The organism is Kribbella sp. NBC_00382 (assembly GCF_036067295.1).
Lineage (GTDB): Bacteria > Actinomycetota > Actinomycetes > Propionibacteriales > Kribbellaceae > Kribbella.
Genome location: NZ_CP107954.1, coordinates 7,943,838 through 7,966,263, shown reverse-complemented (window position 1 = coordinate 7,966,263; position 22,426 = coordinate 7,943,838). Strand labels below are relative to the sequence as shown.

Sequence of the window (22,426 nt, the reverse complement as noted above, 5' to 3'; positions counted from 1 at the left end):
TGTGTGGGTGAGCCGTGCCACGATGGAAGGTATATGACGACCCAATCGAACGCATACGAAGAGACCGACGTCGACCTCGACCTGCTCCAGGACGACGTGCTCGACGACGAGGACACTTCGTCGGGTTACCAGAACGACTACTCCGCTGAGGAGAACACCGAGGGCCTAGAGCTCGAGGAACGCCAGGCGCTGCGGCGCGTGGTGGGGATGTCGACCGAGCTGACGGACATCAGCGAGGTCGAGTACCGGAAGCTGCTGCTCGAGCGCGTGCTGCTGGTCGGCGTGTGGACGGACGGCAGCGCGGAGGACGCCGAGAACTCGCTCGCCGAGCTGAAGCTGCTCGCCGAGACGGCTGGTTCCGAGGTGCTCGACGGCGTGATCCAGCGGCGCAAGAAGCCGGACCCCGCGACCTACATCGGTAGCGGCAAGGTGGCCGACCTGCGCAACCTGGTCGCGTCGCTCGGCGCTGACACGGTGATCGCGGACGGCGAGCTCGCGCCCGCCCAGCTGCGCAACCTGGAAGACAAGCTGAAGGTCAAGGTGGTCGACCGGACCGCGCTGATCCTCGACATCTTCGCGCAGCACGCGAAGAGCAAGGAAGGCAAGGCTCAGGTCGAGCTGGCCCAGCTGCAGTACATGAAGCAGCGGCTGCGTGGTTGGGGTGGAAACCTGTCCCGCCAGGCCGGTGGCCGCGTCGGTGCGGCAGGTGGCGGTATCGGTGGTCGTGGTCCTGGTGAAACCAAGATCGAGACCGACCGGCGCCGGATCAACACCAAGATCGCCAAGCTGCGGCGTGAGCTGAAGGACCTGAAGGGCACCCGGTCGACGATGCGCCAGGAGCGTCGCCGGCACTCGATCCCGTCGGTCGCGATCGCGGGCTACACGAACGCCGGCAAGTCCTCGCTGCTCAACAACATGACGAACGCCGGGGTACTGGTCGAGAACGCGCTGTTCGCGACCCTGGACCCGACCACGCGTCGTACCACCACGAGTGACGGCCGGGTCTACACGTTCACCGACACCGTCGGGTTCGTCCGGCACCTGCCGCACGACATCGTCGAGGCGTTCCGCTCGACGCTGGAGGAGGTCGCGGACGCGGACCTGCTGCTGCACGTGGTGGACGGCTCCCACCCGGACCCGATCGCGCAGATCAACGCGGTCCGCGAGGTGCTCACCGAGATCGGCGCCTCGGACGTCCCGGAGATCATCGTGATCAACAAGGGCGACCTGGCCGACCCGATGGCGCTCGCGCCGATCCTGCACCGGGAGACGGGCGCGATCGTCGTGTCCGCGCACACGGGTGACGGCATCGACAAGCTGCGCGCTCTGGTCGAGGCGTCACTGCCGAGCCCGGACGTCGCGGTCGAGCTGCTGCTGCCGTACGACCGGGGCGACCTGGTCTCGCGGATCCACTCCGAGGGCGCGGTGGACCAGTTGGAGCACACCGGTGACGGCACGCGGATGACGGCCCGGGTCCACGCGGACCTGGCGGGGGATCTCGCGCAGTACGCGGTCACCGCCTGATCCGTAGTACCAGCTAGAACAAAGGCCAGCGGCCCCGGGGAATCCCCGGGGCCGCTGGTTTGTGTCGTGCGGTGATCAGCTCCGCTTGGAGATGCGGACCTTGATCGAGGTGTTGTCGCGCGACGTCACGCGGATGTTGACGCCGTTGTTCGGCACCTTGACGCTGTTCTGCGGCTGCGTGGCGTCCCAGTAGGACAGGCTGTCGTTGAACAGCGGCTGAGCTGCCTGGCCGCGGATGTAGCTGGCCTGGCCGTTCAGGTGGAGCGTGAACGAGTCGGCCTTCGTCAGTCCGAACGGCGCGTCGTAGCCGCTGACCCGCGGACGCCACAGGCCACCGTCGAGACGGTTGATCGGCGTCGGGTGCGAGTCGATCGGGAGGATTTCGCCCGAACCGGGGTGGACGTTGACGTTGTTGTCGTCCACCGAGGTGTCCCAGTAGGAGATCAGCAGACCCTCCTGCATCGGGAAGTGCTCCACCTTGTCGCCCAGCGTGTTGGCCCAACCGAAGTTGTACGGACCGGTCTTGAGGTTCTCGTCGTAGGAGACGTAGTTGCGGTGCGAGGCGATGTAGTAGTTGTCGTACAGCGTGGTCAGCGTCGACCCCACCGAGCTGAAGCCGTTCAGCGTCCAGCCCTCCGGCGACGTCTCGGCACCCGAGGTCAGCACCGTGGTGGCGCCGTTGGTGACCTTGATGTCGTCCAGGTGGATACCGAATCCGCCGGTGTTCGAGTCCGTGGCGTAGCGGAACTGCAGGCCGATCGTCTTGCCGGCGTAGGCCGACAGGTCGAACGTGGCCGGCTTCCAGCCGTTGCTGGCGCCGTTGATGCCGTTGCCCGTCGCCGGGTTGGTGATGTTGCCGGGGATCGCCTTGTAGCCGGTCCCGTCGTTCACCTCGACATAGGCGTAGTCGTAATCGACCTCGGTGTCATAGTTCGCCTGGAAGGTGAGGGAGGTGGTACCGGCCGGGACCACGACCTGGCGGCTCATCGTCCGGTTGAAGTTGTCACCCCTGCCGCTCCACCAGCTCTTCGCGCCGACAGCCGGGGGCTGCAGCGGCGAGGTCACCGGCTTCTTCGGCAGCGTCACCACGACGGCCTGCGGGTTGGTCGAGTTGTACTCGTGCGGGCCGAGCTCCAGCTTGCGGTCCTGGCCGGCCGCGACGATCTCGTAGTCCAGCCAGCCCAGCTGCAGCTTCTCCCAGGCGCCGAAGTCGGCAGCCTGCTCGCCGATGCCGCCGTCAGTGGGCTTGCTGACCCGGCTCTGCGCCATGATCGACCACCAGTTGACGCCGTTCTCGACCGCGGCACCGGAGGTGTCGTAGAGGTCCGGCAGACCGAGGTCGTGGCCGAACTCGTGCGCGAAGACGCTGATGCCGCCGTTCTCCGGCTGGATCGTGTAGTCGCCGACCCACAGGCCGGTGTCACCGATCTGCGCGCCGCCGGCCGGGTTGGTGGCCGGGCCGCCCGTGACACCGACGTACCAGCGGTGCGACCAGATGGCGTCCTCACCCTGCTGCGGGTCGCCATCGGCCTGGTCGCCACCGGCGTGGACGATCTGGAAGTGGTCGATGTAGCCGTCGGGCTCGTTGAAGTTGCCGTCACCGTCGTAGTCGTAACGGTCCCACTGGTCGAACGTCGCCAGGTCGGCCTTGATCTGGGCGGTGGTCTTGCCGGCCGCCTTCTGATCGACGACCCACTGGTTCACCGCGTCCGCGACGAGCGCCCAGGTGTTGTTGCAGACGTTGCCGGCGCACGGGTAGCCGTTGGAGCGGCCGTACCGGGCCTCGTTGTACTTGACCTTGACCCAGTTGGTGACCTCGCCGTCGACGCTGTAGCGACCCGAGGACTGCTTCTCGTAGTACTTCTTCACGGAGTTGCCGTTGCCGAAGTACAGGTCCTGGTAGTGCTGCTGGTCGTAGTTGGCCTGCCAGACCGTGGAGTTGTCCACCGCTCGGTCCGGCGCGGGGATCTGGTTGTTCAGCGGCCCCTCGAAGGTGGCCGGGCCGGGGATGGCCGGCGCCTGGTCCTTGTCCGGGTAGTTCGGGTGCCGCTCGTTGCCGAACTCGGCGAGGACGACGAAGATCTTGTCGGTCTTCTCGCGGCTCAGCTCGACGTACTGGTCGACCTTGGCCTTGGCCGCCGTGGCGGTCTTGCCGGCCTTCAGGCTGCCCTTGACCCCGGCGTCCTTCTTGCCCAGCTTGACGACCGTGCTGGCGCCGCGCTTCTCGGCCTTGGCGGTTCCGTTCAGGACCTTGGTGAGGGCTTCCTCACGCAGGTCGCGGCGCTTGTCCTCGGCCGGGTTCGGCAGCTCGTCCGAGGTGGCTACGGGTTCGCTCACCGACGGTGCGGCGGCGGCCCCAGCCGGCAGCTGGGCGGCGTTGCCGGCTGAGGCCATGCTCAAGCCGAACGTCGTCGCCAGAGCCAGGCTGAACAGCCCGGCGGATACTTTGCGCACGATTCCCTCCCTGTACTGAAAAAGCACGCCGCGCGTGGTGACGCGACGTGTTCATGGCTCCCCCGAGCGTGTACTTCTGCGCGACAGTACGGGGAAAATCAGCGTTGCTGAAGTGGTTTGGCAGAATTTTCCGCGCAACAGCGGGGAAACATGCGCGCACGCAATGAGTAAGACCACTCAACACACTGGAGTAGGGCGACGCAGCGTCGCGAGGGCGGCGATTGGCAGACTGTGCGCTATGGACTTGTCCCGGGGTGGCCTGCGCGCCGACACCGCTCGCTCGGACGGCGAGGTGGTCGACCTGATGCTGCCGTTGTGGCGGGCGCTGGTGGTCTTCCGGGGGATCACCTGGGGATTCGCCTGTTTCGGTGTCTGGAGCCGCTGGGACGGAATTGCGCGGCCGTCCGGCGCGGTCATTCAACTGGCCGTGATGGGTGTTTGGACGGTCATTGCGTCCATTGGTTACAGCCGGCATTGGGGCCGTCGCAATACGCGACTGGCATTCGCTGATCTGATTGTCACCGTCGGCTGTATGTATCTGACGCTGCTGGCCCAGCCGCTGCGGGACATCCAGGGCGGAGCCTCGGTCCTGACCTCCGTCTGGGCAGCGGGCCCGGTGCTCGCGCTGGCCATCTCGCGCGGTCGGGACGGCGGCCTGCTCGGCGCCGCGACGATCAGCCTGGCCCTGCTCTCGCTCCGGGGCGTCGACAACGCAGCCAGGATCCTCAGCAACGTCCAGTTGCTGCTCGTCGCCGGCCTGGTCGTCGGGTACGCCGCCAGCACCATGCGCCGGGCCACGACGCGACTGCGCGACGCGATCGCGGCGGAGAGCGCGACTGCCGAGCGGCTCCGGCTCAGCCGCTCCATCCATGACGGTGTGCTCCAGGTACTCGCCCAGGTGCAGCGGCGGGGCAACGCGATCGGTGGCGAGGCGGTCGAGCTGGCTGCGCTGGCCGCGGAGCAGGAGGTTGCCCTGCGCACCCTGATGGCGACTCGGGCCGTTACCGGCGATCGCGGCCGGATCGACCTCTGTATGTTGCTCTTGCCGCTGGCAACGACTCGGGTGGACGTGGTGGTACCGGCTGGTCAGGTGCTGCTGCCGACGGCGAGGGCGACCGAGCTGGTGGCCGTCGTCAAGGAAGCGTTGAGCAACGTGAGCAAACACGCCGGGCCGGACGCGCAGGCGTGGGTGGTGGTCGAGGACCTGGGTACCGAGGTGTTGTTGTCGATCCGCGACGATGGGGTCGGGACGACTCCGGACCGGCTCGACGCCAGCGGACACCTCGGAGTGAGCCAGTCGATTCGCGGCCGGATCGCCGATCTGGGCGGCAAGGTCACGGTCCGGACGGCGCCGGGCGAAGGTACCGAGTGGGAGATGAAGGTGAGTGTTCTATGACCCGGGTGATGATCGTCGACGACCACCCGATGTGGCGGGAAGGCGTCGCTCGGGACCTGGGGAGTCGTGGGTACGACGTCTGCGCGACGGCGTCGGACGTGGCGAGCGCGGTCAAGATCGCCCTGGCGACCAGGCCTGACGTGGTTGTGATGGACCTGCAGCTGGGCGATGGCTCCGGCGTCGATGCGACCCGGGAGATCACTGCGGAGCTCCCGGACACTCGGGTACTCGTCCTGTCGGCCAGCGCTGAGCAGGCCGACGTACTGGCTGCTGTGAAGAACGGCGCCTCGGGGTATCTGGTCAAGTCGGCATCAGTGGACGAGTTCGACGACGCAGTACGCCGTACTGCCGAAGGCGACGCCGTATTCAGCGCAGGACTGGCCGGGTTGCTGCTGGGGGAGTACCGGCGGCTGGGAGCTGGGCCAGAGGTGCCGCAGCTGACCGAGCGCGAGACAGAGGTACTACGCCTGGTAGCGCGAGGGCTCACGGCCCGACAGATTGCTACGCGGCTGGTGCTGTCGCACAGGACAGTCGAGAACCACGTACAGAACACGTTGCGCAAGCTCCAGCTCCACAACCGCGCAGAGCTGGTCCGCTACGCGATCGAGAACGGAATAGACGAGTAGCCCCGCGTACGCCGTACCGGTCGGGGCGGAGCCGGTACGGCGTACCCTCGGCAGGGGCTTAGAGGCCGTTGCTGAACAGCAGGCGGTTGACGGTGCCGCCGGTCGTGCCACCGCTGACTACGTTCGGGGTGGCGCTGTTCTCGATGTAGGACTTGACCGTGGCCGGGGCGGCCGACGGGCTGGTCTGCAGGTAGAGGGCAGCGACGCCGGCGACGTGCGGCGTGGCCATCGAGGTGCCGTTGTAGGAGCCGGTGGTGTTACCGGGCAGCGTGGAGATGATGGCCGAGCCCGGCGCGTAGACGTCTACGCAGGCACCGGTGCTCGAGTAGGACGCGCGGGCGTCGTTGCGCTCGGAGGCCGCGGTGACCAGGGCGGTCTCGATCTTGCGCGGCAGCAGGTTGCACGAGTTGGCGCCGGTGTTGCCCGCCGAGGTGGCCAGGAAGACGCCGGACCGGATCATGTTGCGCAGCGAGGTCTCCAGCGTCGTGTTGGCCGGGAAGTTCCACGACGTGTTGGCCACGGCTGGCTTCACCGCGTGGGCGGTGACCCAGTCGACGGCGGCGATCGCACCGGACGCCGTACCGCTGCCTGCGCAGTTGAGCCACTTCACCCCGTGCAGACGGACCGCCTTGGCGACGCCGTACGACGTGGAGCCGATGGTGCCCGCGACGTGGGTGCCGTGGCCGAGGCAGTCGGTGTTGTTGGAGTCGATCGCGTTGAAGTCGAAGGTCGCCCGGCCGCCGAAGTTCGGGTGGCCGGCGTCGATCCCGGAGTCGATGATGTACGCGTTCACGCCGCTGCCGGTGCGGGTGTAGGTGAACGAGTTCGACAGCGGCAGGTTGCGCTGGTCGATCCGGTCGATACCCCATGACGGCGGGTTGGTCTGGGTGGTGTCGATCGCCTTGTAGGACACGTCTTGCGAGATGGCGACGACGTCGGGGCTCTTCTGCAGAGCGGCGAGCTGGGCGGCGGTGAGCTTGGCGCTGAAGCCGTTCACCGCGGTGCTGAACTGGCGCTGCGGGGTGAAGCCGAGCTTCATCTTGGCGAGCTGGCTGCCCTGCTTGAGTTCGACGATGTACGTGTCCTTGACCGGGGTGACACCGGGGTCGGCGGACGCCGGCTGGATCAGGATGATCCGGCCGCTGGGGTCGGGCGCGGGAGCGGCGCTGGCGCTGCTCAGAGCGGTAGTCAAGGCGATCGCTGGCACGATGGCGGCGGCGAGGGTCAGACGGATGCTTCGACGCACGGGTTCCTCCTGGGGAACTCTGAATCACCCACCGGGGCGGAGGGGTGATCACACTCGGTCCACGAGGGACTACGGAGTGAGTGCGAGTGAAGTTAGGGCTTCCTCACCTGACCCGTCAATCAATCAGGCAGCCCACTACTGCCACGGCACTGCGGTGACAGCCCTTGTGCGCGTTCGTACACTGTGCCTTCCACACCCGAGTGGATAGCTCTGTGTCACGACACCTGTACTGACAGGTGCCAACACTCTGCGGAGGCTCCAAAGTGAAGTCGTCCCTGGTTCGCGCTCTGTTCGCGTTCCTCGTCCTAGCGGCGTCCACGTACGTCGTCCTGACGGCCAAGCCCGAACTGGGCCTCGACCTGCGCGGAGGAACGCAGATCGTCCTGGAGGCGAGCGACTCGCCGACGGTCAAGGCGAACAAGGAGACCACCGACAAGTCGCTCGAGGTGTTACGGCGCCGGATCGATGCGCTCGGGGTCAGCGAGCCGAGCGTGAGCCGGCAGGGCGAGAAGCGGATCATCGTCGAACTGCCGGGAGTACAGGACCCGCGCGAGGCGGCGAAGGTGATCGGCAAGACCGCCCAGCTGACCTTCCACGAGGTGCTCGACGTGGTCGAGACCAAGCCGGCCACGCCCGCGGCGGGTGAGCTGTACCTGCCCAGCGACAACGGTCCGGGCTTCCTGCGACTGGCCAAGCCCGCGATGACCGGCGAGAAGATCAGTGGCGCGGACGGCCTGATCGATCCGCAGCAGGTCGCGCAGGGCTGGTTCGTCCAGATGAACTTCAAAGACGACGGCGGCAAGATCTGGGCCAACATCACCGGCAAGGCCGCCTGTGAGCCCGTCAACACCCCGAAGCGCCAGGTCGCGATCGTGCTCGACAACGAGGTGATCAGCGCCCCACAGGTCGACCCGAGCGGTGGCAGCCAGCTCTGCAACATCGGCATCGGCGGCGGGACCAGCACGATCACCGGCAGCTTCACCGAGGAAGAGGCCAAGGACCTGGCCGCGCTGATCGAGGGCGGCTCGCTGCCGGTCCCGGTCAAGGTGATCGACCAGCGCGTCGTCGGCCCGTCGCTCGGCAAGGACGCGATCCAGGCCAGCGCGCTGGCCGGCCTGATCGGCGTCGCGCTGACCGCCCTGTTCATCACCATCGTCTACCGGCTGGTCGGCCTGATGGCCGTCTTCGGCCTGATCGCCTACGCCGGTCTCTCGTACGCCGCGCTGACGCTGATGGGCGCGACCCTGACCTTGCCCGGCCTCGCGGGCTTCGTGCTCGCGATCGGGATGGCGGTCGACGCCAACGTGCTCGTCTTCGAGCGAGCCCGCGAGGACTACATCGGGGGCCGGACCGATGGGCTGAGGAGATCTCTGCGCAGCGGCTTCGACAACGCCTTGTCCGCGATCGCCGACTCCAACATCACCACTCTGCTCGCGGCCGGACTGCTGTTCTTCCTGGCCGCCGGGCCGGTCCGCGGCTTCGGCGTCACCCTCAGCATCGGTGTGATCGCGTCCATGCTGTCGGCGCTCGTCATCACCAGGGTGCTGGCCGAGTTCGTCGTCTCCCGTAAGTTCGTGCTGAACCGGCCCGGGCTCAGCGGCATCGCCGGGCACGGCCGGGTGCGGACCTGGCTGGAGGCCAAGAAGCCACCGCTGATGAAGCACAGCCGCCGCTGGCTGGTGATCACCGCGGTCGCGATCATCGTCAGCGTGGCAGGCGTCGGCATCCGCGGGCTGAACCTCGGGATCGAGTTCACCGGCGGCCGGTTGCTCGAGGTGAGCACGGCCCAGCCGATCAGCCCGGACCAGGCCCGGGTCGCGGTCGCCGAGGCGGGTTACCCGAACGCGATCGTCCAGTCCTCGGGGACGGACGACATCACCGTCCGTACCGGCACGATCAGCGATGACGAGGCCGAGAAGATCCGCGGCTCGATCTCCGAGATCGGCGGCGGTACGACCCTGATCCGCAACGAGAGCATCGGCCCGTCGCTCGGCAGCGAACTGCGTGACAAGGCGCTGATCGCACTTGGCGTCGCCTTGCTGGCACAGCTCGCGTACCTGGCCATCCGGTTCCGCTGGACCTTCGGGGCGGGTGCGGTGCTGGCGCTGCTGCAGAACGTCGCGGTCGTGGTCGGCGTCTTCGCCTGGACCGGCAAACCGGTCGACGGGATCTTCCTGGCCGCGATGCTGACGATCATCGGTTACACGGTGAACGACTCGGTCGTCGTCTTCGACCGGATCCGGGAGACGCGGAACGCGCGCTCGACGGAGAGCCTCGGCCCGGTCGTCGACACGGCGATCATCAACGTGCTGCCGCGCACCATCAACACCGGGATCAGCACGCTGTTCATCCTGACCGCGTTGCTCTTCCTGGGAGGCGAATCGCTCGGCGACTTCGCGCTCGCGCTGCTGCTCGGCATCCTGGTCGGCACCTACTCCTCCAACCTCACTGCAGCACCGCTGCTGGTCGAGCTGGAGAAGCGCTACCCGGCGCCCCCGCCCCGCCCGAAGGTCAAACAACGCGACCGCGACGCCGAACCAGACCGCGGCGCCGTCGTCTGACCACCCCGCACCACCTCGCGGCCTCCCGTTCCCCCCACCCGCATCGACGCGCTCACCGACAACCCCTCGCTTTCCCTAAACCTGCGGCCGCCCGCTCAACTGGTTGTCCACAGGCCTCGCGATCCGGCTTCGAAGAATGTCGTTGGCTGCGGCTAGGGTGATGCGGTGGGTGTAGATGTGCGGGAACTACTGGAGGCTGCGGTCTCCGCGATCGGCGGACAGACGCGTCCGGGCCAGGTCGAGATGGCCGAAGCGGTGAACGGATCCATGCACGACGGATCGCATCTGCTGGTGCAGGCCGGGACCGGGACGGGCAAGTCGCTCGGCTATCTGGTGCCTGCCTTGATCCACGCGGTGGAGGACCGCCGGGTGGTCGTCTCGACGGCGACCCTGACACTCCAGTCGCAGCTGGTCGACCGGGATGTGCCGGCCTTGCTCGACGCCACCGAGAAGCTGCTCCCGCGCCGCCCGTCGTACGCGATCCAGAAGGGCCGCAACAACTACGCCTGCCTGCACCGCATCCGTGAGGGCGCCCCCGACGACGACGGCATGCTGATCGACATGCCGCCGGCCGGTCCGGTCGGCCAGCAGGTGCTCGAGTTGCGCGACTGGGCCGAGCAGCAGCTCATCGACGGCGAGGCCGGCGACCGCGACCACGCGCCCTCACATCAGTACCAGGCCTGGCAGCAGGTGGCGATCGCCGCCCGTGAGTGCCTCGGAGCGCAGAAGTGCCCGTACGGCGAGGAATGCTTCGCCGAGAAGGCCAAGGAGCAGGCGCGCAAGGCCGACATCGTGATCACCAACCACGCGCTGCTCTCGATCGACGCGTTCGAGAACCGCACCGTGCTTCCCGAGCACGACGTGGTGATCGTCGACGAGGCGCACGAGCTGCCGGCCAGAGTCACCGGCGCGGCCGGCGACGAGCTGTCCCCGCAGATGGTCGAGCGAGCTGCCAAACGCGCTCGCCGATTCATCGACGACGACAAGGCCGACGACCTGATCGATGCGTCGGACGCTCTCCGGGCCGCGCTCGACGAGACCCGCGAGGGTCGGATCGAGGCGGCCAACGGCGTAGTACTGGAGGCGGCCGCGCTCGTTCGCGACGCAGCTCGGTCGGTCTACTCCGATCTGAACAAGAAGTCCGACGACAAGGACGACGACCCCGACGGCGCGAAACGGCAGTCGAAGGGTGCGGTCAAGGAGATCTTCGACGTCGCCGAGCGGGTCGCGGCGTTGAACGACATGGATGTCGTCTGGATGGTCGATCGGGAACGATTCGGCCGCCAGCTGCAGATCGCCCCACTCACTGTGGCGGGTCTGTTGCGCGAGCTGGTGCTGAAGGACCGAACCGTCGTGCTGACCTCGGCGACGCTCACCCTCGGCGGCGACTTCGACGCGATCGCCCGGCAGGTGGGGCTGCGGCCTTCGGACAAGCTTGTTGGCGACGACGAGATGCCTTCCGTCGACACCGAGTCGGAGACCGGGCCGCTGCCGTGGCGTGGGCTCGACGTCGGCTCGCCCTTCGAGTACGAGAAACAAGGCATCCTGTACGTCGCCAAGCACCTGCCGCCGCCGCATCGCGACGGGCTCGGCAAGAAGCAGTTCGAGGAGATCGTCGACCTGATCACCGCCGCGGGTGGGCGGACACTCGGTTTGTTCTCGTCCCGGCGTGCGGCCGAGGCGGCGACGGCTGCCGTCCGCGAGGCGACCGACCTGAAGGTGCTGTGCCAGGGCGATGCGCAGCTGGGGGAGTTGTCGCGGGAGTTCGTGGACGACCCCGAGACGTCGCTGTTCGGGACGCTGTCGCTGTGGCAGGGCATCGATGTACCGGGCTCGACCTGCAACCTGGTGATCATCGACCGGGTGCCGTTCCCGCGCCCCGACGAGCCGTTGATGGCGGCGCGTCAACGGGCAGTCGACGAGGCGGGCGGCAACGGATTCATGGCCGTCGCCGCGACGCACGCCGCCTTGCTGCTCGCGCAGGGGACCGGCCGGTTGATCCGCCGGACTTCGGACCGAGGTGTGGTCGCGATTCTCGATCCGCGCATCGTTACCGCTCGATACGGCGGCTATCTGCGCGCCTCCTTGCCCCCGATGTGGCCGACCGCCGATCGTGAGAAGGTGCTCGCCGCGTTGAAGAGACTCCAGGACTAGCGGACGTGTCACCCGATCCCCTGCGTGCTGCGCGGCACTCGGCACGGCACCTCACCGAGCACCTGCTCGCGACTGCAGGGGATCGGGTGACACGTCCGATGGCTGGGACGGTTCCTCCGGTGCTGCCGATGATGGCGGCGCTCGGGACGATGCCGTCCGGGGCGGGCTGGTCGTACGAGTTGAAGTGGGACGGCATCCGGGTGATCGCCGAGGTCGACGAGACCGGCTGCCGGTTGTGGTCCCGCAACAGCCGGGACGTGTCGGGGGGTTATCCGGAGCTGCTCGGGCTCGCGCAGGCGCCGGGGTTGGAGCTGCCCGCAGTACTGGACGGCGAGATCGTCACGCTCGACGAGTCCGGCGCGCCGTCGTTCGGATTGCTGCAGCGGCGCATGCATGTGCGCGATCCGCGGCATCTGGCCCAGTTGATCAACCAGGTGCCGGTCTCGGTCCGGGTCTTCGACGTACTCCGGTACGCCGGTGAGTCGTTGCTAGAGGCAACATATGATGATCGTCGGGCGCTGCTCGACTCGCTCGACCTCGGCGACCCGTTCTGGGAGATCCCACCGGCGTACTCCGATCCGGACGAGGCGCTCGACCTATCGTCCTCACAAGGGTTGGAGGGCGTCGTCGCCAAGCGACGCAAATCGCGGTACCTACCAGGCAAACGCAGCTCCGACTGGATCAAGATCAAGCCGGTACTCACCCGCGACGTCATCCTCTGCGGCTGGCATCCCGGCGAAGGCAACCGCGAAGGCAAGATCGGCTCTCTGTACTGCGGTGCCTACGACTCGCCGGGCGGGGAGCTGGTGCTGATCGGCAAGGTCGGCTCCGGGCTCGACTTCGCGATGCTGGAGGTGCTGGGTGCCGAACTCGCCGCTCTCGAGATCGACACCTCGCCGTTCGACACCTCCACCATCCCAGGCGGTGACCGGCGGGCCGCGCATTGGCTCGACCCGCTCCTGGTCGCTGAGGTCACCTACTCCGGCTGGGCCGGCGACGGCCGCCTCCGCCATCCCGTCTGGCGAGGGCTCCGGCTGGACATCGATCCGGACTCGGTCGTTCGGTAGCTCCTCGATCTCGGAGGACTAGCGCCCGACGCGTTGGCGCCTGACGTCCGACGCGTTAGCGCCCGACGGCTGAGCGGTTGGCGGCTGCCAGGATGTCGTAGCCCTCGGCGTAGGTGATCGAGCCGGCTTGCACCAACTGGCTCGTCTTGCTGCCGACGGCGGTGACGTACGCCTTATGGCTCGGCCAATCGGCCTCGGCATTCGGCAGTTCATCGATGAGCGTGCAGCCGTACCGCAGGTTGCGATTGACCACATGGCTGTCGATGTTGCCGGTCCACACGGTCGGCCGCAGATCCGAATGGGGGCAGGGATCGGCCGGCGGCGTGTAGGACGCGAGGTTGGTCTGGTTCGTGTAACCATCCGGCCGGAGCAGCATGTAGTAGATGCCGGTCGGCGCTTGGGTCAGCCGGTAGAGGCCACGATCGCGGATGACGGTCGTGGTGCCGCTCAGGCTGTCCACGACGAACAGTCGGCTGCCCGTTACGGCGTACAGGTAGCCATCACGCCATGACAACGCACCGTCTGCCGAGCCGGTCTTGCCGTTGAAGACGGGGATCCGGCGGATGACCTCGCCCGTCGTCGGGTTGGCGACGAAGACCGTACCGTCGGCCAGACCCCAGATGTTGCCGTCCGGCCCGATGCTCAGCTCAGTGATACTGGCCGCGCCTGGCACCGGTACGACGTCCACGCTCACCGCGCCGCTCGTCGGGTCGACCTTGACCAAGTGCGCCTCAGTGGTTCGTGGGTCCGTGCCCTGCCCACTGTCGATGCTCGAGCCGGCCCACACCTGTGACCCGACGGGCAGGACCGAGGCGATCGTCTCGTCGTGGACGACGTTGCGGAAGACGGACAGGTGGCCGGTCGAGATGGTGTAGACGGTCAGGGCGCCGCCGTACTCTCCGTACCCGGGAGTGGTTCCGAGATAGACGCGATCGCCCTTCGGAACGACTGCTACCGGACGGTTCTGCAGATCGCTGTCGACCAATTGGAAGAGCACCCGTGGATTGGCCGGGCTCTCGGGGGCATTCGGATTCCAGATCGACAATTGGCCGTACGGATAGACCCCGACATACAGGTTCTTGGTGGAGTCCCAGTTCCAGCCCTCGACCTGCCCTTGCCTTGCGGTCAGCGTCGCGCGCCCGGTTTTGGGGTCGTAGCTGGTCGTGGAACCGTTGAGGAACGCGTTGACGTGGATCTTGCCGGTGACCGGGTCCGCGATCGTGTGCATCAACGGGGCGCCCACGTACTGGAACGGTGACGTCCACTGATCCAGTACTCCGGTCTGCGGGTCGTAGCGCCAAGTACCGCCGGAGTAGTTGCCGCCCAGCCCGTAGAGCATCGGCCGGCCGTTCTCGGTGTACCAGCCGTAGCCGATCGCAGCACCGCGAGCGAGCTGGACGCCGGACGGCACCCGGCCGACCGTGTCCGTGGCGGTGTCGTACCGGATGAGCGCCATGTTGTTGGTGAAGTAGACGCCGCCGGGGCCGGCGTTCGAGACGCCGCGGGCGCCGATCGGGTAGTCGTTGACCGGAGTACCGGTCGCGGCGTCGGTGTAGGTGATCTGCTGCTGGGTGGTCGCGTCGAGCACCATCAGGTGGTTGCTGGCGTTGCCGAAGACGCGACCGTCCGCGTAGTCGAGGTCCTGGAAGTCCTTCGCCACCAGCCCCGGGGGAGTGACGTCCTGTTTGGCGCCGGTGTTGAGGTCGATGCGGATCAGCCTGGCCACCGGGGTCATCAGGCCGGCGTACAGCGCGTTGTGGTCGGGGTCGTAGACGGTGGCGCGGACGTACTGCTGCACCGGGTCCAACGAGCCGTAGTCGGTGACCTTGTTGGCAACCGGGTCGTACTTGAAGGCATGGGCATTGGGGAACGTTCCGGCGTAGACCGCCCCGTCGCGGCCGGAGGTGAGGCCGTAGATGGAGGTCTCGCCGCGGATCGGCTGGCCGAGGTCGGTGACCGTGTGCGTGTCGGGGCGGTACCGGTAGAGGTGTGCGTTGGTGTAGCTGCCGACGTACACGCTGCCGTCGGTCGCGACGGTGATCGCCCACGCGCCGGCTGCCCCTGGAAGTGGGATCGCGCGGAGGAGTTCGCGGCTGTGCAGGTCGACGACGTTGAGCGCCGCGTTCTCACCGGCCGGTACTGCGTAAACGACGTCGCGCCCGTCGGGCTCATGGCCGAAGGCGCCCTCCATCACGGTCAATGAGCTGAGCGGGGCGCCGAGGTCTTTGACCGGATCGGGTGACGCCGCTTGGGTCGCCTGGGCGGTCAGCGGGATGGCGGCGGTACTGAGGATGGCGAGGGTTGCGAGCAGTTTCAGGGCGCGCTGAAGCGGGCGGCGGCGCGGAATCATGGCGGTTCTCCCTGCGACGGTTCCACCGACCATAAAGCGGTCTTGACCGGAACGTCTACAGGCTGCGGCCACCTATTTCGGACATGACCGTAAGACTGTCCAAACGATCAGTGAGCCGGCTGACGGCATGGCTGTGCCGCCGCTGGGAGTGCTTTTCTGGTTTGCAGTGCGACGGGGGATGACTCACTGTCGCAGACAAAAGAACGGCATCGATTCCAGGGGTGTCCCGGAATCGATGCCAGCTACCGCCGGTGAATCAGTCGCCTGATTCGCGCCGGCTCGGAGCCGGCACCGCAAGCGCGGCCTCGATCTTGTCCGTCAGTTTCTCCGGCGTCGCGGTCGGCGCGTAGCGCGCGATCACTCCGCCGTCGCGGCCGATCAGGAACTTGGTGAAGCTCCACTTGATCCGGCCCCCGAGCAGTCCGCCCTGCTCACGCTTCATCCAGTTGTACAGCTCCGGTGTCTTGGAGCCGTTCACGTCGATCTTGGCGAACATCGGGAACGTGACGTGATAGATCGTCGACACGAAGTTCGCGATCTCGATCTCGTCGCCGGGCTCCTGGTGACCGAACTGGTCACAGGGAAACCCGAGGACCGAGAACCCTTGTCGGCGGTAGGTCTTGTAGAGCTTCTGGAGTCCGGTGTACTGCGGCGTCTGACTGCTCTGCGAAGCCGTGTTCACCACCAGGAGCACCTGGTCGCGGAAATCGGAAAGAGACTGTTCATTGCCTTCGATCCGGGTGGCGCTGAAGTCATAGACAGTCGTCATAACTCAATCCTGACACGACACGCGCGAGTCCGCGCGCCGTCTGAGATGTCAGACACGCCGCAGAACTGTTACGACCTTTCCGAGGATGACCGCGTCCTTGCCGTCGATCGGCTCGAAGGCCGGGTTGTGCGGGAGCAGCAGGATCTCGGTGGCGGTCTTCTTGAACGTCTTCACGGTCGCCTCGCCGTCGATCATGGCGGCGACGATGTCACCGTTCTCCGCGGTCTGCTCCTGCCGCACGACCACCCAGTCGCCGTCGCAGATGGCCGCGTCGATCATCGACTCACCCTTGACCTTCAGCATGAACAAGGTGCCTTCGCCAACCATTGCCCTGGGCAACGGGAAGACCTCCTCGATGTCCTGCTCGGCGAGGATCGGGTTACCGGCGGCGATCTGGCCGACCACCGGGACGTAGACCGCGTCCGGGTGCGCGTCGCCCGCGCCGGTCTCGTCGTACGACGTCTGCCGGACGGCGCCGACCGAACCCCGGCGGGCCACGTCGGCGACCTCGTTGGGGTAGCGGACCTCGATCGCGCGCGGTCGGTTCGGGTCGCGGCGCAGCAGGCCCTTCTGCTCGAGCACCTTCAGCTGGTGGGAGACCGAGGAAGAACTGGTCAGGCCGACCTTCTCGCCGATCTCGCGCATCGACGGCGGGTAGCCGCGGCTGTCGACGGAATCACGGATCACGTCCAGCACCCGGCGTTGCCGAGGGGTCAGACCGGTCGCGTCGGCCGGACCGTCGGGCAGCTCGGAGACCGTCTTGGCGGCTGCTCCCGCGACAGGTCGATCGTCCTTGCTGGAACCGCTCGGCGTCCTGGCCATGGTCAGGCTTCTCCTCGGGTCGGGCCGGTGGTAGGGCACCGGCCAGGCTTTGTCGATTGAGAAGACCGTAGACCGAATCCTGAGATTCTTCAAACATCTGTTCGAAGGCGTGTCGGTTCGCACGTTTGTTCGCGTGTCAGGTTATAGAGCCCCGGCGGCCGGGAATTTCTGCGGCGTGTCCTGGTTGGAAATGGTTGCGTCCTGCGGGTGGTTCGGTTAATCATTCGTACAGGCGTTCGATCGAACAGGTGTTCGGGTTGGTCGCTGGAGGTGGTCCCGACGAAAACTGTCGGAGCCCCCAGGTAGACAGAGATCAACACCGAAGTTGGCCCGTGACAAGTGCGGGGCGGCGGGGTGGGAGATGTATCAATCGAGTCTGGAGGATCCGATGAGCACAGCGGCACTGGCGTCAGGAGCCCTGACAACAGATGTGATGACGCCCGAGGTGACACAGCCCGGCGAAACCCGCCGGCGCCGCCGCATCCCCGGCACCACCACCGAGCCGATCCCGGTTCGCGCCTGCTCCGGCACCGACCTCCTCCGCGAGCCCCGCCCCGCGACCCGCACCACCCGCCGCGCCGCCTGGTCAGAAGACATCGAGCCTTCCGCTCTGCAACTGACCCGCCGAGGCAAACTCCTCCTCACCACCCTCTCAGTCCTGATCTTCGGCGCCGCCATCGCAGTTCTAGGCCTCCGAGTAGCCGGCGTCCTGGACCCCCAACCCCAGTTCGACCACACCATCCAGGTCCAGGTAGGCGCCGGCCAGTCCCTCTGGTCCATCGCCCAAGAAACCAACCCCACCGAAAACCCCGCCCTGGTAGTCGAAAAGATCGCCGACCTCAACAACCTCAACACCCCCACCGACGTAGTCCCCGGCCAAACCCTCCAAATCCCCATCCGCTGACCCGTACGGCCACCGCTTGACCCGGCCATCGGCGACGCTCGTGCGGTGAGCGAATTCGACGACGTCCTGAGGCTCATCGCCGAGGCTGATCTCCCGCCCGACGTCGACTGGCCGCCGGCTGGAGCGACAGCCGCCGATCTGAGCCGACTCCGCGAGAACCTCGGCTTCGACCTCCCCGAAGTACTCACAAGCTGGCTCTCGGTCTGCAACGGGAGCTTCGCCGGCCCAGGCGGCCTCTTCGGTGCCAATCTCACCGGCCGCAGGAATTTCCTCGACATCTCCTCGTACATCGAGGACAGGCCCAGCTGGCGCGACCGCCGCTGGATCCCGGTAGCTGGAGACGGATGTGGCGACTACTACATCCTCGACGCCAGTCGATCCCACCACCCAGGCGACGCAATCTTCTTCGTCGACCAGTCCGACTACGAGACCCTCGCCTATGCGATCGCCTCGGACCTGCCAACTTTCTTGCGCCAGTACCTGCTCGAGGCGCAGGACCAGGATCCAGAGCTGGACCCGACTCCACGCTGGCCGTTCGACCAGGCGACCACCCTCGCAGTCGACCCAGGGCTCGCCGAGCTACGAACCCAGCGTCTGCTGCCCTGGAATTCCTAGGCCTCCACGATCAGCTGGTCTGCGCCGACGTCCATCGGATCACCCGGCACATACCTCCGCACCCGCGGATCGGCCTGATAGGCACAGAAACCATCCAGGTCGGCAGGGCTGAACCGCCGGATGATCAGACGGTCCGTGCGGAATTGCTCGATCATTCCTGGGAATCTAGTCACAAAGCGCGGCGTCGACGACATCCTCGACGGCGGTGGCCAGCTCGAGGCTGGTCGGGAGGGTGGTGACCGCGACGGTTGCCTGGCGGCCGTCGGTGGTGATGGCGTTGCGGGTCTCGTAGCCCGGCGCGTCGCCGCCATGGCTCCAGGCGAAGCCTCCGCAGCTCAGCTTGAAGGTCTGGATGCCGAGCCCGTACCTCGCCGCGCCACGCGGACCAGCGTCCGGAGCCTCGACAGTCGTCAGCATCTGCTCGAGCTGAGCGGGCGCGAGGAGCTTGCCGCCGATCAGCGCGCTGAAGAACCTGTTCAGATCGCTGGGCGTAGAGATCAGCGCCCCGGCCGCCCAAGCCATCGACGGCTCCTGCTCGGTGACGTCGACCAGAGGCTTGCCGGGCTCCGTCATCCAGTAGCCCTTCGGGTGAGCCTCGCGGATCGTCTGGTCCCCAACCGCCGGCCAGTAGGTGTGCCGCAGCCCGATCCGGTTGATCACCCGCTTGGTGATCTCCTCGCCGAGCGGACGCCCGGTCACCTTCTGCACCATCAGCCCCGCGATGATGTAGTTGGTATTGCTGTAGCTCCACTCGGTACCAGGCGCAGACGAAGCTCCGTGAGCCAGTGCCAGATCGACCAGCTGTCGCGGCTCGAAGTACGTGTGCTGCCGGGGAAGGTAGTCGGCAGCGATGTCCTGGTCGTAGTCGGGCAGGCCGCTGGTGTGCTGCAGCAACTGGCGGACGGTGATGTTGTGCCCGTCGATGCCCTTGCCGCGAACCACGCCCGGCAGGTACTTCTCGATCGGCTGGTCCAACTCGACCTTGCCCTCACCGACCAGCTGCAGCACGACGGTCGCGACGAACGTCTTGGTGTTGCTGGCGATCCTGACCTGTCCGTCGACGGGCACCTTCGCGTGGGTCTTCAAGTCCGCGACCCCGGCCGTGTAGTTGTGGGTACGCCCATCGCGATCCCGTACGGCGGCCAGCGCGCCCGGGAACTTGTCGTCCTTGACCAGCCGATTCAGACCCTGCTGTACGACATCGCCGGACCGGCCCGCGACAAGGTTGCTGTCGGCAACGGCCGGTGGCGTGGCGGACACCACGGCAGCCGCGACCAGGCTGACTGTGACCGCGGCCGTGGCGAGCGCGGTACGTCGGCGAAGCCGCGGAGTACGGGTGGAGGTGGTGTGGGTGAAAGACATGGCGACACTCCCTGCTGGGCGGTTGTTGCTTGCACCAACAGCCTTGTCTGTGTCGCCGCCCCGAACGATCCGGCAGCCTGCACGATCAGAGGTAGAGCAGGCTGTACTACCCGAGCAGAGACGAGACCTGTACTACCTGACCCGTCTCGAACGACTTGTTGGCAGCCAGCCCGATCAGCAATGAGCGCGCGCCGTCGTGATGGTCCGCACCGCGGCCGAGCGGATCCTCAACCGGGTCGCCGAAAAGCGATTCAAGTAGCCGTGCGTCGCCACCGCCATGGCCTTGGCCGAGTTCGCCGTGCAGGAGTGTCTGCGGCGCCTCCCACAAAGGATGCAGAGTCAGCAGCGCCTCGGTCTCACCCGGCTTCGCGTCGCCGTGCTGTACTGCGGTCGCGTGCTGCTGGTCCTCCGGCGGAGTCGCGAAAGTGTTCTCCCGGACCAGCAACTCCAACCGCCCGGCGCTCCCATTGAAGGCGATCCGATAGCCCTCCCACGGCGAATACGCGGTCAGGTGATAGCTCAGCGACGCACCGGTCGAGTACCTGACCAGTACCGCTATGTCGTCCTCGATCGTGATCCCCGGCGCAAACACGTTCTGATCCCGGTGATACCCGTCCTCGTGCTCGGCCTCCAGATAAAGCTCGCGCAACTGCGGTGAAGCCGCCAGCTTGATCGCAAACGGATCATCAGCCGCGGCCGACGCCCCAGCCGCCCGCTCGTAATCGCGCGCCAGCCCACGCTTCTTGCCGTTCACATCGCCGTAGAAGAACAGCTTCCCGTCCGCGAACACCGTCACCGGCTCCGCATCGATCCACCAGTTCACCAGGTCGAAGTGATGCGTCGCCTTGTGCACCATCAATCCACCGGCGTTCGCCTTGTCGCGATGCCAGCGGCGGAAGTAGTCGGCGCCGTGCCGCACATCGAGCAGCCATTCGAAATGCACCGACCCGATCTCGCCGATCGCGCCCGACGCGAGCACCTCACGGACCTTCTCGTGCACCGGGTTGTAGCGATAGTTGAACGCCACCCGCACGGATCCCGGCGCTTTCTCGGCCGCCGCGAGAATCCGCCGGCAACGCTCCGGATCCATCGTCATCGGCTTCTCGGTGATCACGTCCAGCCCGGCCTCCAGCGCGGTGACGATGTAATCGTCATGAGTCCGGTCCATCGACGTCACCACGACCGTCTCGACCCGCTGCTCGGTCAGCATCCGCGCAAAATCACCGGCCTCGTACTCCGGAACCGCCGCCGCCCCGAATTTCTCGGCCAGCCACCGGTTGTGCACCGCCATCCGGGTCTGGTTCAGATCGCAGAACCCGACCAACTGAGCGCGATCGGCGTACGGCCCGGCCAGCGCGTTCACGAAGGTCTGCGCCCGGGCCCCCAATCCGACCACGGCGTACCGGCGACGTTCCTGAGCGGCTGCGGACACGAAAGACTCCTCGTGAGGTCGGCTCTGGCAAACGCTTGCCATGCAATCACGCCCGCTTTGTCAGAACAACCCGCTGACCGAAACCGGACGGCTACCGCACCGTCGCGAGCCAAAGGTCGGCATACCGCCGGCCATCCACCGCAGTAGCGACCTGTACCACCGGAGGCGCCACCCCGAACGGATCGGTCGTGAGGTCGCCCGACCAATCCCGCGTATCGACGATCGTCCGCCCCCGCGACCAGCTCCCGGAAAGCTCGACCCGCAGCGGGAAAGGTTGCGTGGTCAGTCCTTCGGGATCGATCACCGCGCAGACCGCACCGCCGTCGCCGATACTCGCGCCGTCCAACTTGTACAGCTCACTGCGCTTCTCGATGATCCGCCGAGCCAGGTCCGCCGCTGGCGATCCGTTGAGCGCCTTCGCCTCGTCCAGCGGAATCACCACGTCGTAAAAGACATCCAGCCCGTACATCGTGATCGGAATGCCGAGTTCGCTCGCCGCACCGAGCGTGATGGCGGCTGCCTCGGGGTCGGTCCAGATGTTGAACTCCGCGGACGCCGTCGCATTGCCGATTCCGGCCGCGCCACCCATGAAGACGATCTCACGCAATCCCGCGGCGGCTTCCGGGTAGGTCCGCAGGAGCAACGCGATATTCGTCATCGGCGCCAGCGGGATCAAGGTCACCAGCTCGCCGGTCCGCGCAGCCTCCAGCAGCGCGTCGCGCAACAGTTCCACAGCGTGCCGCGCGTCCGGAGTACGGGCTGAGCGCGGCCAGTCCAGGTCGCCGAGGCCATCGACGCCGTGGACGTGCGGTGCCGTCCGTACCGGTTGCAGGAGGGGGAGTGCCGCGCCGCGGCCGACCGGGACGTCCGGGCGGCCGGCTGCGTCGAGCACCGTCAGCGTGTTGACGACGACCTGGTCGAGGCCGACGTTGCCGCCCACACAGGTCACCGCCTTGAGGTCGAGCTCCGGGTGCCGGGCGGCGAGGAGGAGTGCGCAGGCATCGTCCAGCCCGGTGTCGACATCGAGAATGACGGGTCTCATGCGCCCTATCCTCGCCCATCCCGCCGGCCGGATCGCAGCCGGTCCGGGCCGCGCATTTTGCTCCTCGAAAGGGTCTTCGCGGTGGCGCCACGCGGGAGTACA

At 67.0% G+C, this 22,426-nt stretch carries 17 protein-coding genes; 8 read left to right on the top strand and 9 right to left on the bottom strand.

The window, feature by feature from the left end; all coding sequences use genetic code 11:
* Positions 1 to 33 precede the first annotated feature (33 nt).
* The gene (gene hflX, locus OHA70_RS37340) at positions 34 to 1,524 is read left to right on the top strand and encodes a GTPase HflX (RefSeq protein ID WP_328326156.1); all 1,491 of its coding nucleotides are present in this window, start codon (positions 34 to 36) and stop codon (positions 1,522 to 1,524) included.
* Positions 1,525 to 1,599: 75 nt separating this feature from the next.
* Here the strand turns inward: hflX and OHA70_RS37335 are convergent, their stop codons facing one another.
* Positions 1,600 to 3,978 (bottom strand): immune inhibitor A domain-containing protein, encoded by a 2,379-nt coding sequence (locus tag OHA70_RS37335; protein WP_328326154.1) that lies wholly within the window; start codon positions 3,976 to 3,978, stop codon positions 1,600 to 1,602.
* Between the two features lie 238 nt (positions 3,979 to 4,216).
* On the opposite strand from OHA70_RS37335, the gene macS reads away from it, so the two are divergent.
* A complete protein-coding gene (gene macS / locus OHA70_RS37330) occupies positions 4,217 to 5,374 on the top strand; it encodes a MacS family sensor histidine kinase (protein WP_328326152.1) in 1,158 nt (385 codons plus the stop codon).
* Complete coding sequence (locus tag OHA70_RS37325) at positions 5,371 to 6,000, top strand: response regulator transcription factor (RefSeq protein WP_328326150.1); 630 nt, start codon at positions 5,371 to 5,373, stop codon at positions 5,998 to 6,000. The genes macS and OHA70_RS37325 overlap by 4 nt, the downstream gene beginning before the upstream one ends.
* Before the next feature lie 58 nt (positions 6,001 to 6,058).
* On the opposite strand, the gene OHA70_RS37320 is transcribed toward OHA70_RS37325, so the two are convergent.
* On the bottom strand, positions 6,059 to 7,246 hold the full coding sequence (locus OHA70_RS37320; protein ID WP_328326148.1) for a S8 family peptidase: 1,188 nt from the start codon (positions 7,244 to 7,246) through the stop codon (positions 6,059 to 6,061).
* 263 nt (positions 7,247 to 7,509) lie between these two features.
* Here OHA70_RS37320 and secD point away from each other — a divergent pair, with 263 nt between their 5' ends.
* From secD to ligD, 3 genes are all read left to right on the top strand, one after another.
* The gene (gene secD / locus OHA70_RS37315; protein ID WP_328326146.1) at positions 7,510 to 9,807 is read left to right on the top strand and encodes a protein translocase subunit SecD; all 2,298 of its coding nucleotides are present in this window, start codon (positions 7,510 to 7,512) and stop codon (positions 9,805 to 9,807) included.
* 177 nt (positions 9,808 to 9,984) lie between these two features.
* Positions 9,985 to 11,961, top strand: coding sequence for an ATP-dependent DNA helicase (locus OHA70_RS37310; RefSeq protein WP_442913915.1), 1,977 nt, complete (start codon positions 9,985 to 9,987; stop codon positions 11,959 to 11,961).
* Between the two features lie 5 nt (positions 11,962 to 11,966).
* The gene (gene ligD, locus OHA70_RS37305; RefSeq protein ID WP_328326144.1) at positions 11,967 to 13,028 is read left to right on the top strand and encodes a non-homologous end-joining DNA ligase; all 1,062 of its coding nucleotides are present in this window, start codon (positions 11,967 to 11,969) and stop codon (positions 13,026 to 13,028) included.
* A gap of 55 nt (positions 13,029 to 13,083) precedes the next feature.
* On the opposite strand, the gene OHA70_RS37300 is transcribed toward ligD, so the two are convergent.
* The 3 genes from OHA70_RS37300 to lexA form a co-directional block, all read right to left on the bottom strand.
* A complete protein-coding gene (locus OHA70_RS37300) occupies positions 13,084 to 15,378 on the bottom strand; it encodes a hypothetical protein (RefSeq protein ID WP_328326142.1) in 2,295 nt (764 codons plus the stop codon).
* 256 nt (positions 15,379 to 15,634) lie between these two features.
* Positions 15,635 to 16,147, bottom strand: coding sequence for a glutathione peroxidase (locus OHA70_RS37295; protein WP_328326140.1), 513 nt, complete (start codon positions 16,145 to 16,147; stop codon positions 15,635 to 15,637).
* A gap of 48 nt (positions 16,148 to 16,195) precedes the next feature.
* Positions 16,196 to 16,969 (bottom strand): transcriptional repressor LexA, encoded by a 774-nt coding sequence (gene lexA, locus OHA70_RS37290; protein ID WP_328326138.1) that lies wholly within the window; start codon positions 16,967 to 16,969, stop codon positions 16,196 to 16,198.
* 388 nt (positions 16,970 to 17,357) lie between these two features.
* Here lexA and OHA70_RS37285 point away from each other — a divergent pair, with 388 nt between their 5' ends.
* Entirely contained in the window at positions 17,358 to 17,873 is a 516-nt protein-coding gene (locus OHA70_RS37285; RefSeq protein ID WP_328326137.1) for a LysM peptidoglycan-binding domain-containing protein, read from the top strand.
* A gap of 45 nt (positions 17,874 to 17,918) precedes the next feature.
* Positions 17,919 to 18,488 carry an SMI1/KNR4 family protein gene (locus OHA70_RS37280; RefSeq protein ID WP_328326135.1) on the top strand — a complete coding sequence of 190 codons (570 nt, stop codon included), beginning with the start codon at positions 17,919 to 17,921 and terminating at the stop codon, positions 18,486 to 18,488.
* On the opposite strand, the gene OHA70_RS37275 is transcribed toward OHA70_RS37280, so the two are convergent.
* The 4 genes from OHA70_RS37275 to OHA70_RS37260 form a co-directional block, all read right to left on the bottom strand.
* Positions 18,485 to 18,643 carry a GNAT family N-acetyltransferase gene (locus tag OHA70_RS37275; protein WP_328326133.1) on the bottom strand — a complete coding sequence of 53 codons (159 nt, stop codon included), beginning with the start codon at positions 18,641 to 18,643 and terminating at the stop codon, positions 18,485 to 18,487. The two genes, OHA70_RS37280 and OHA70_RS37275, sit on opposite strands and share 4 nt — an antisense overlap.
* Positions 18,644 to 18,653: 10 nt before the next feature.
* Positions 18,654 to 19,850 (bottom strand): serine hydrolase domain-containing protein, encoded by a 1,197-nt coding sequence (locus tag OHA70_RS37270; RefSeq protein ID WP_328326131.1) that lies wholly within the window; start codon positions 19,848 to 19,850, stop codon positions 18,654 to 18,656.
* Positions 19,851 to 19,956: 106 nt separating this feature from the next.
* Complete coding sequence (locus OHA70_RS37265; RefSeq protein ID WP_328326129.1) at positions 19,957 to 21,282, bottom strand: Gfo/Idh/MocA family protein; 1,326 nt, start codon at positions 21,280 to 21,282, stop codon at positions 19,957 to 19,959.
* Positions 21,283 to 21,373: 91 nt separating this feature from the next.
* Positions 21,374 to 22,324, bottom strand: a complete 951-nt coding sequence (locus OHA70_RS37260) for a nucleoside hydrolase (protein WP_328326127.1) — start codon at positions 22,322 to 22,324, stop codon at positions 21,374 to 21,376.
* Positions 22,325 to 22,426 lie beyond the last annotated feature (102 nt).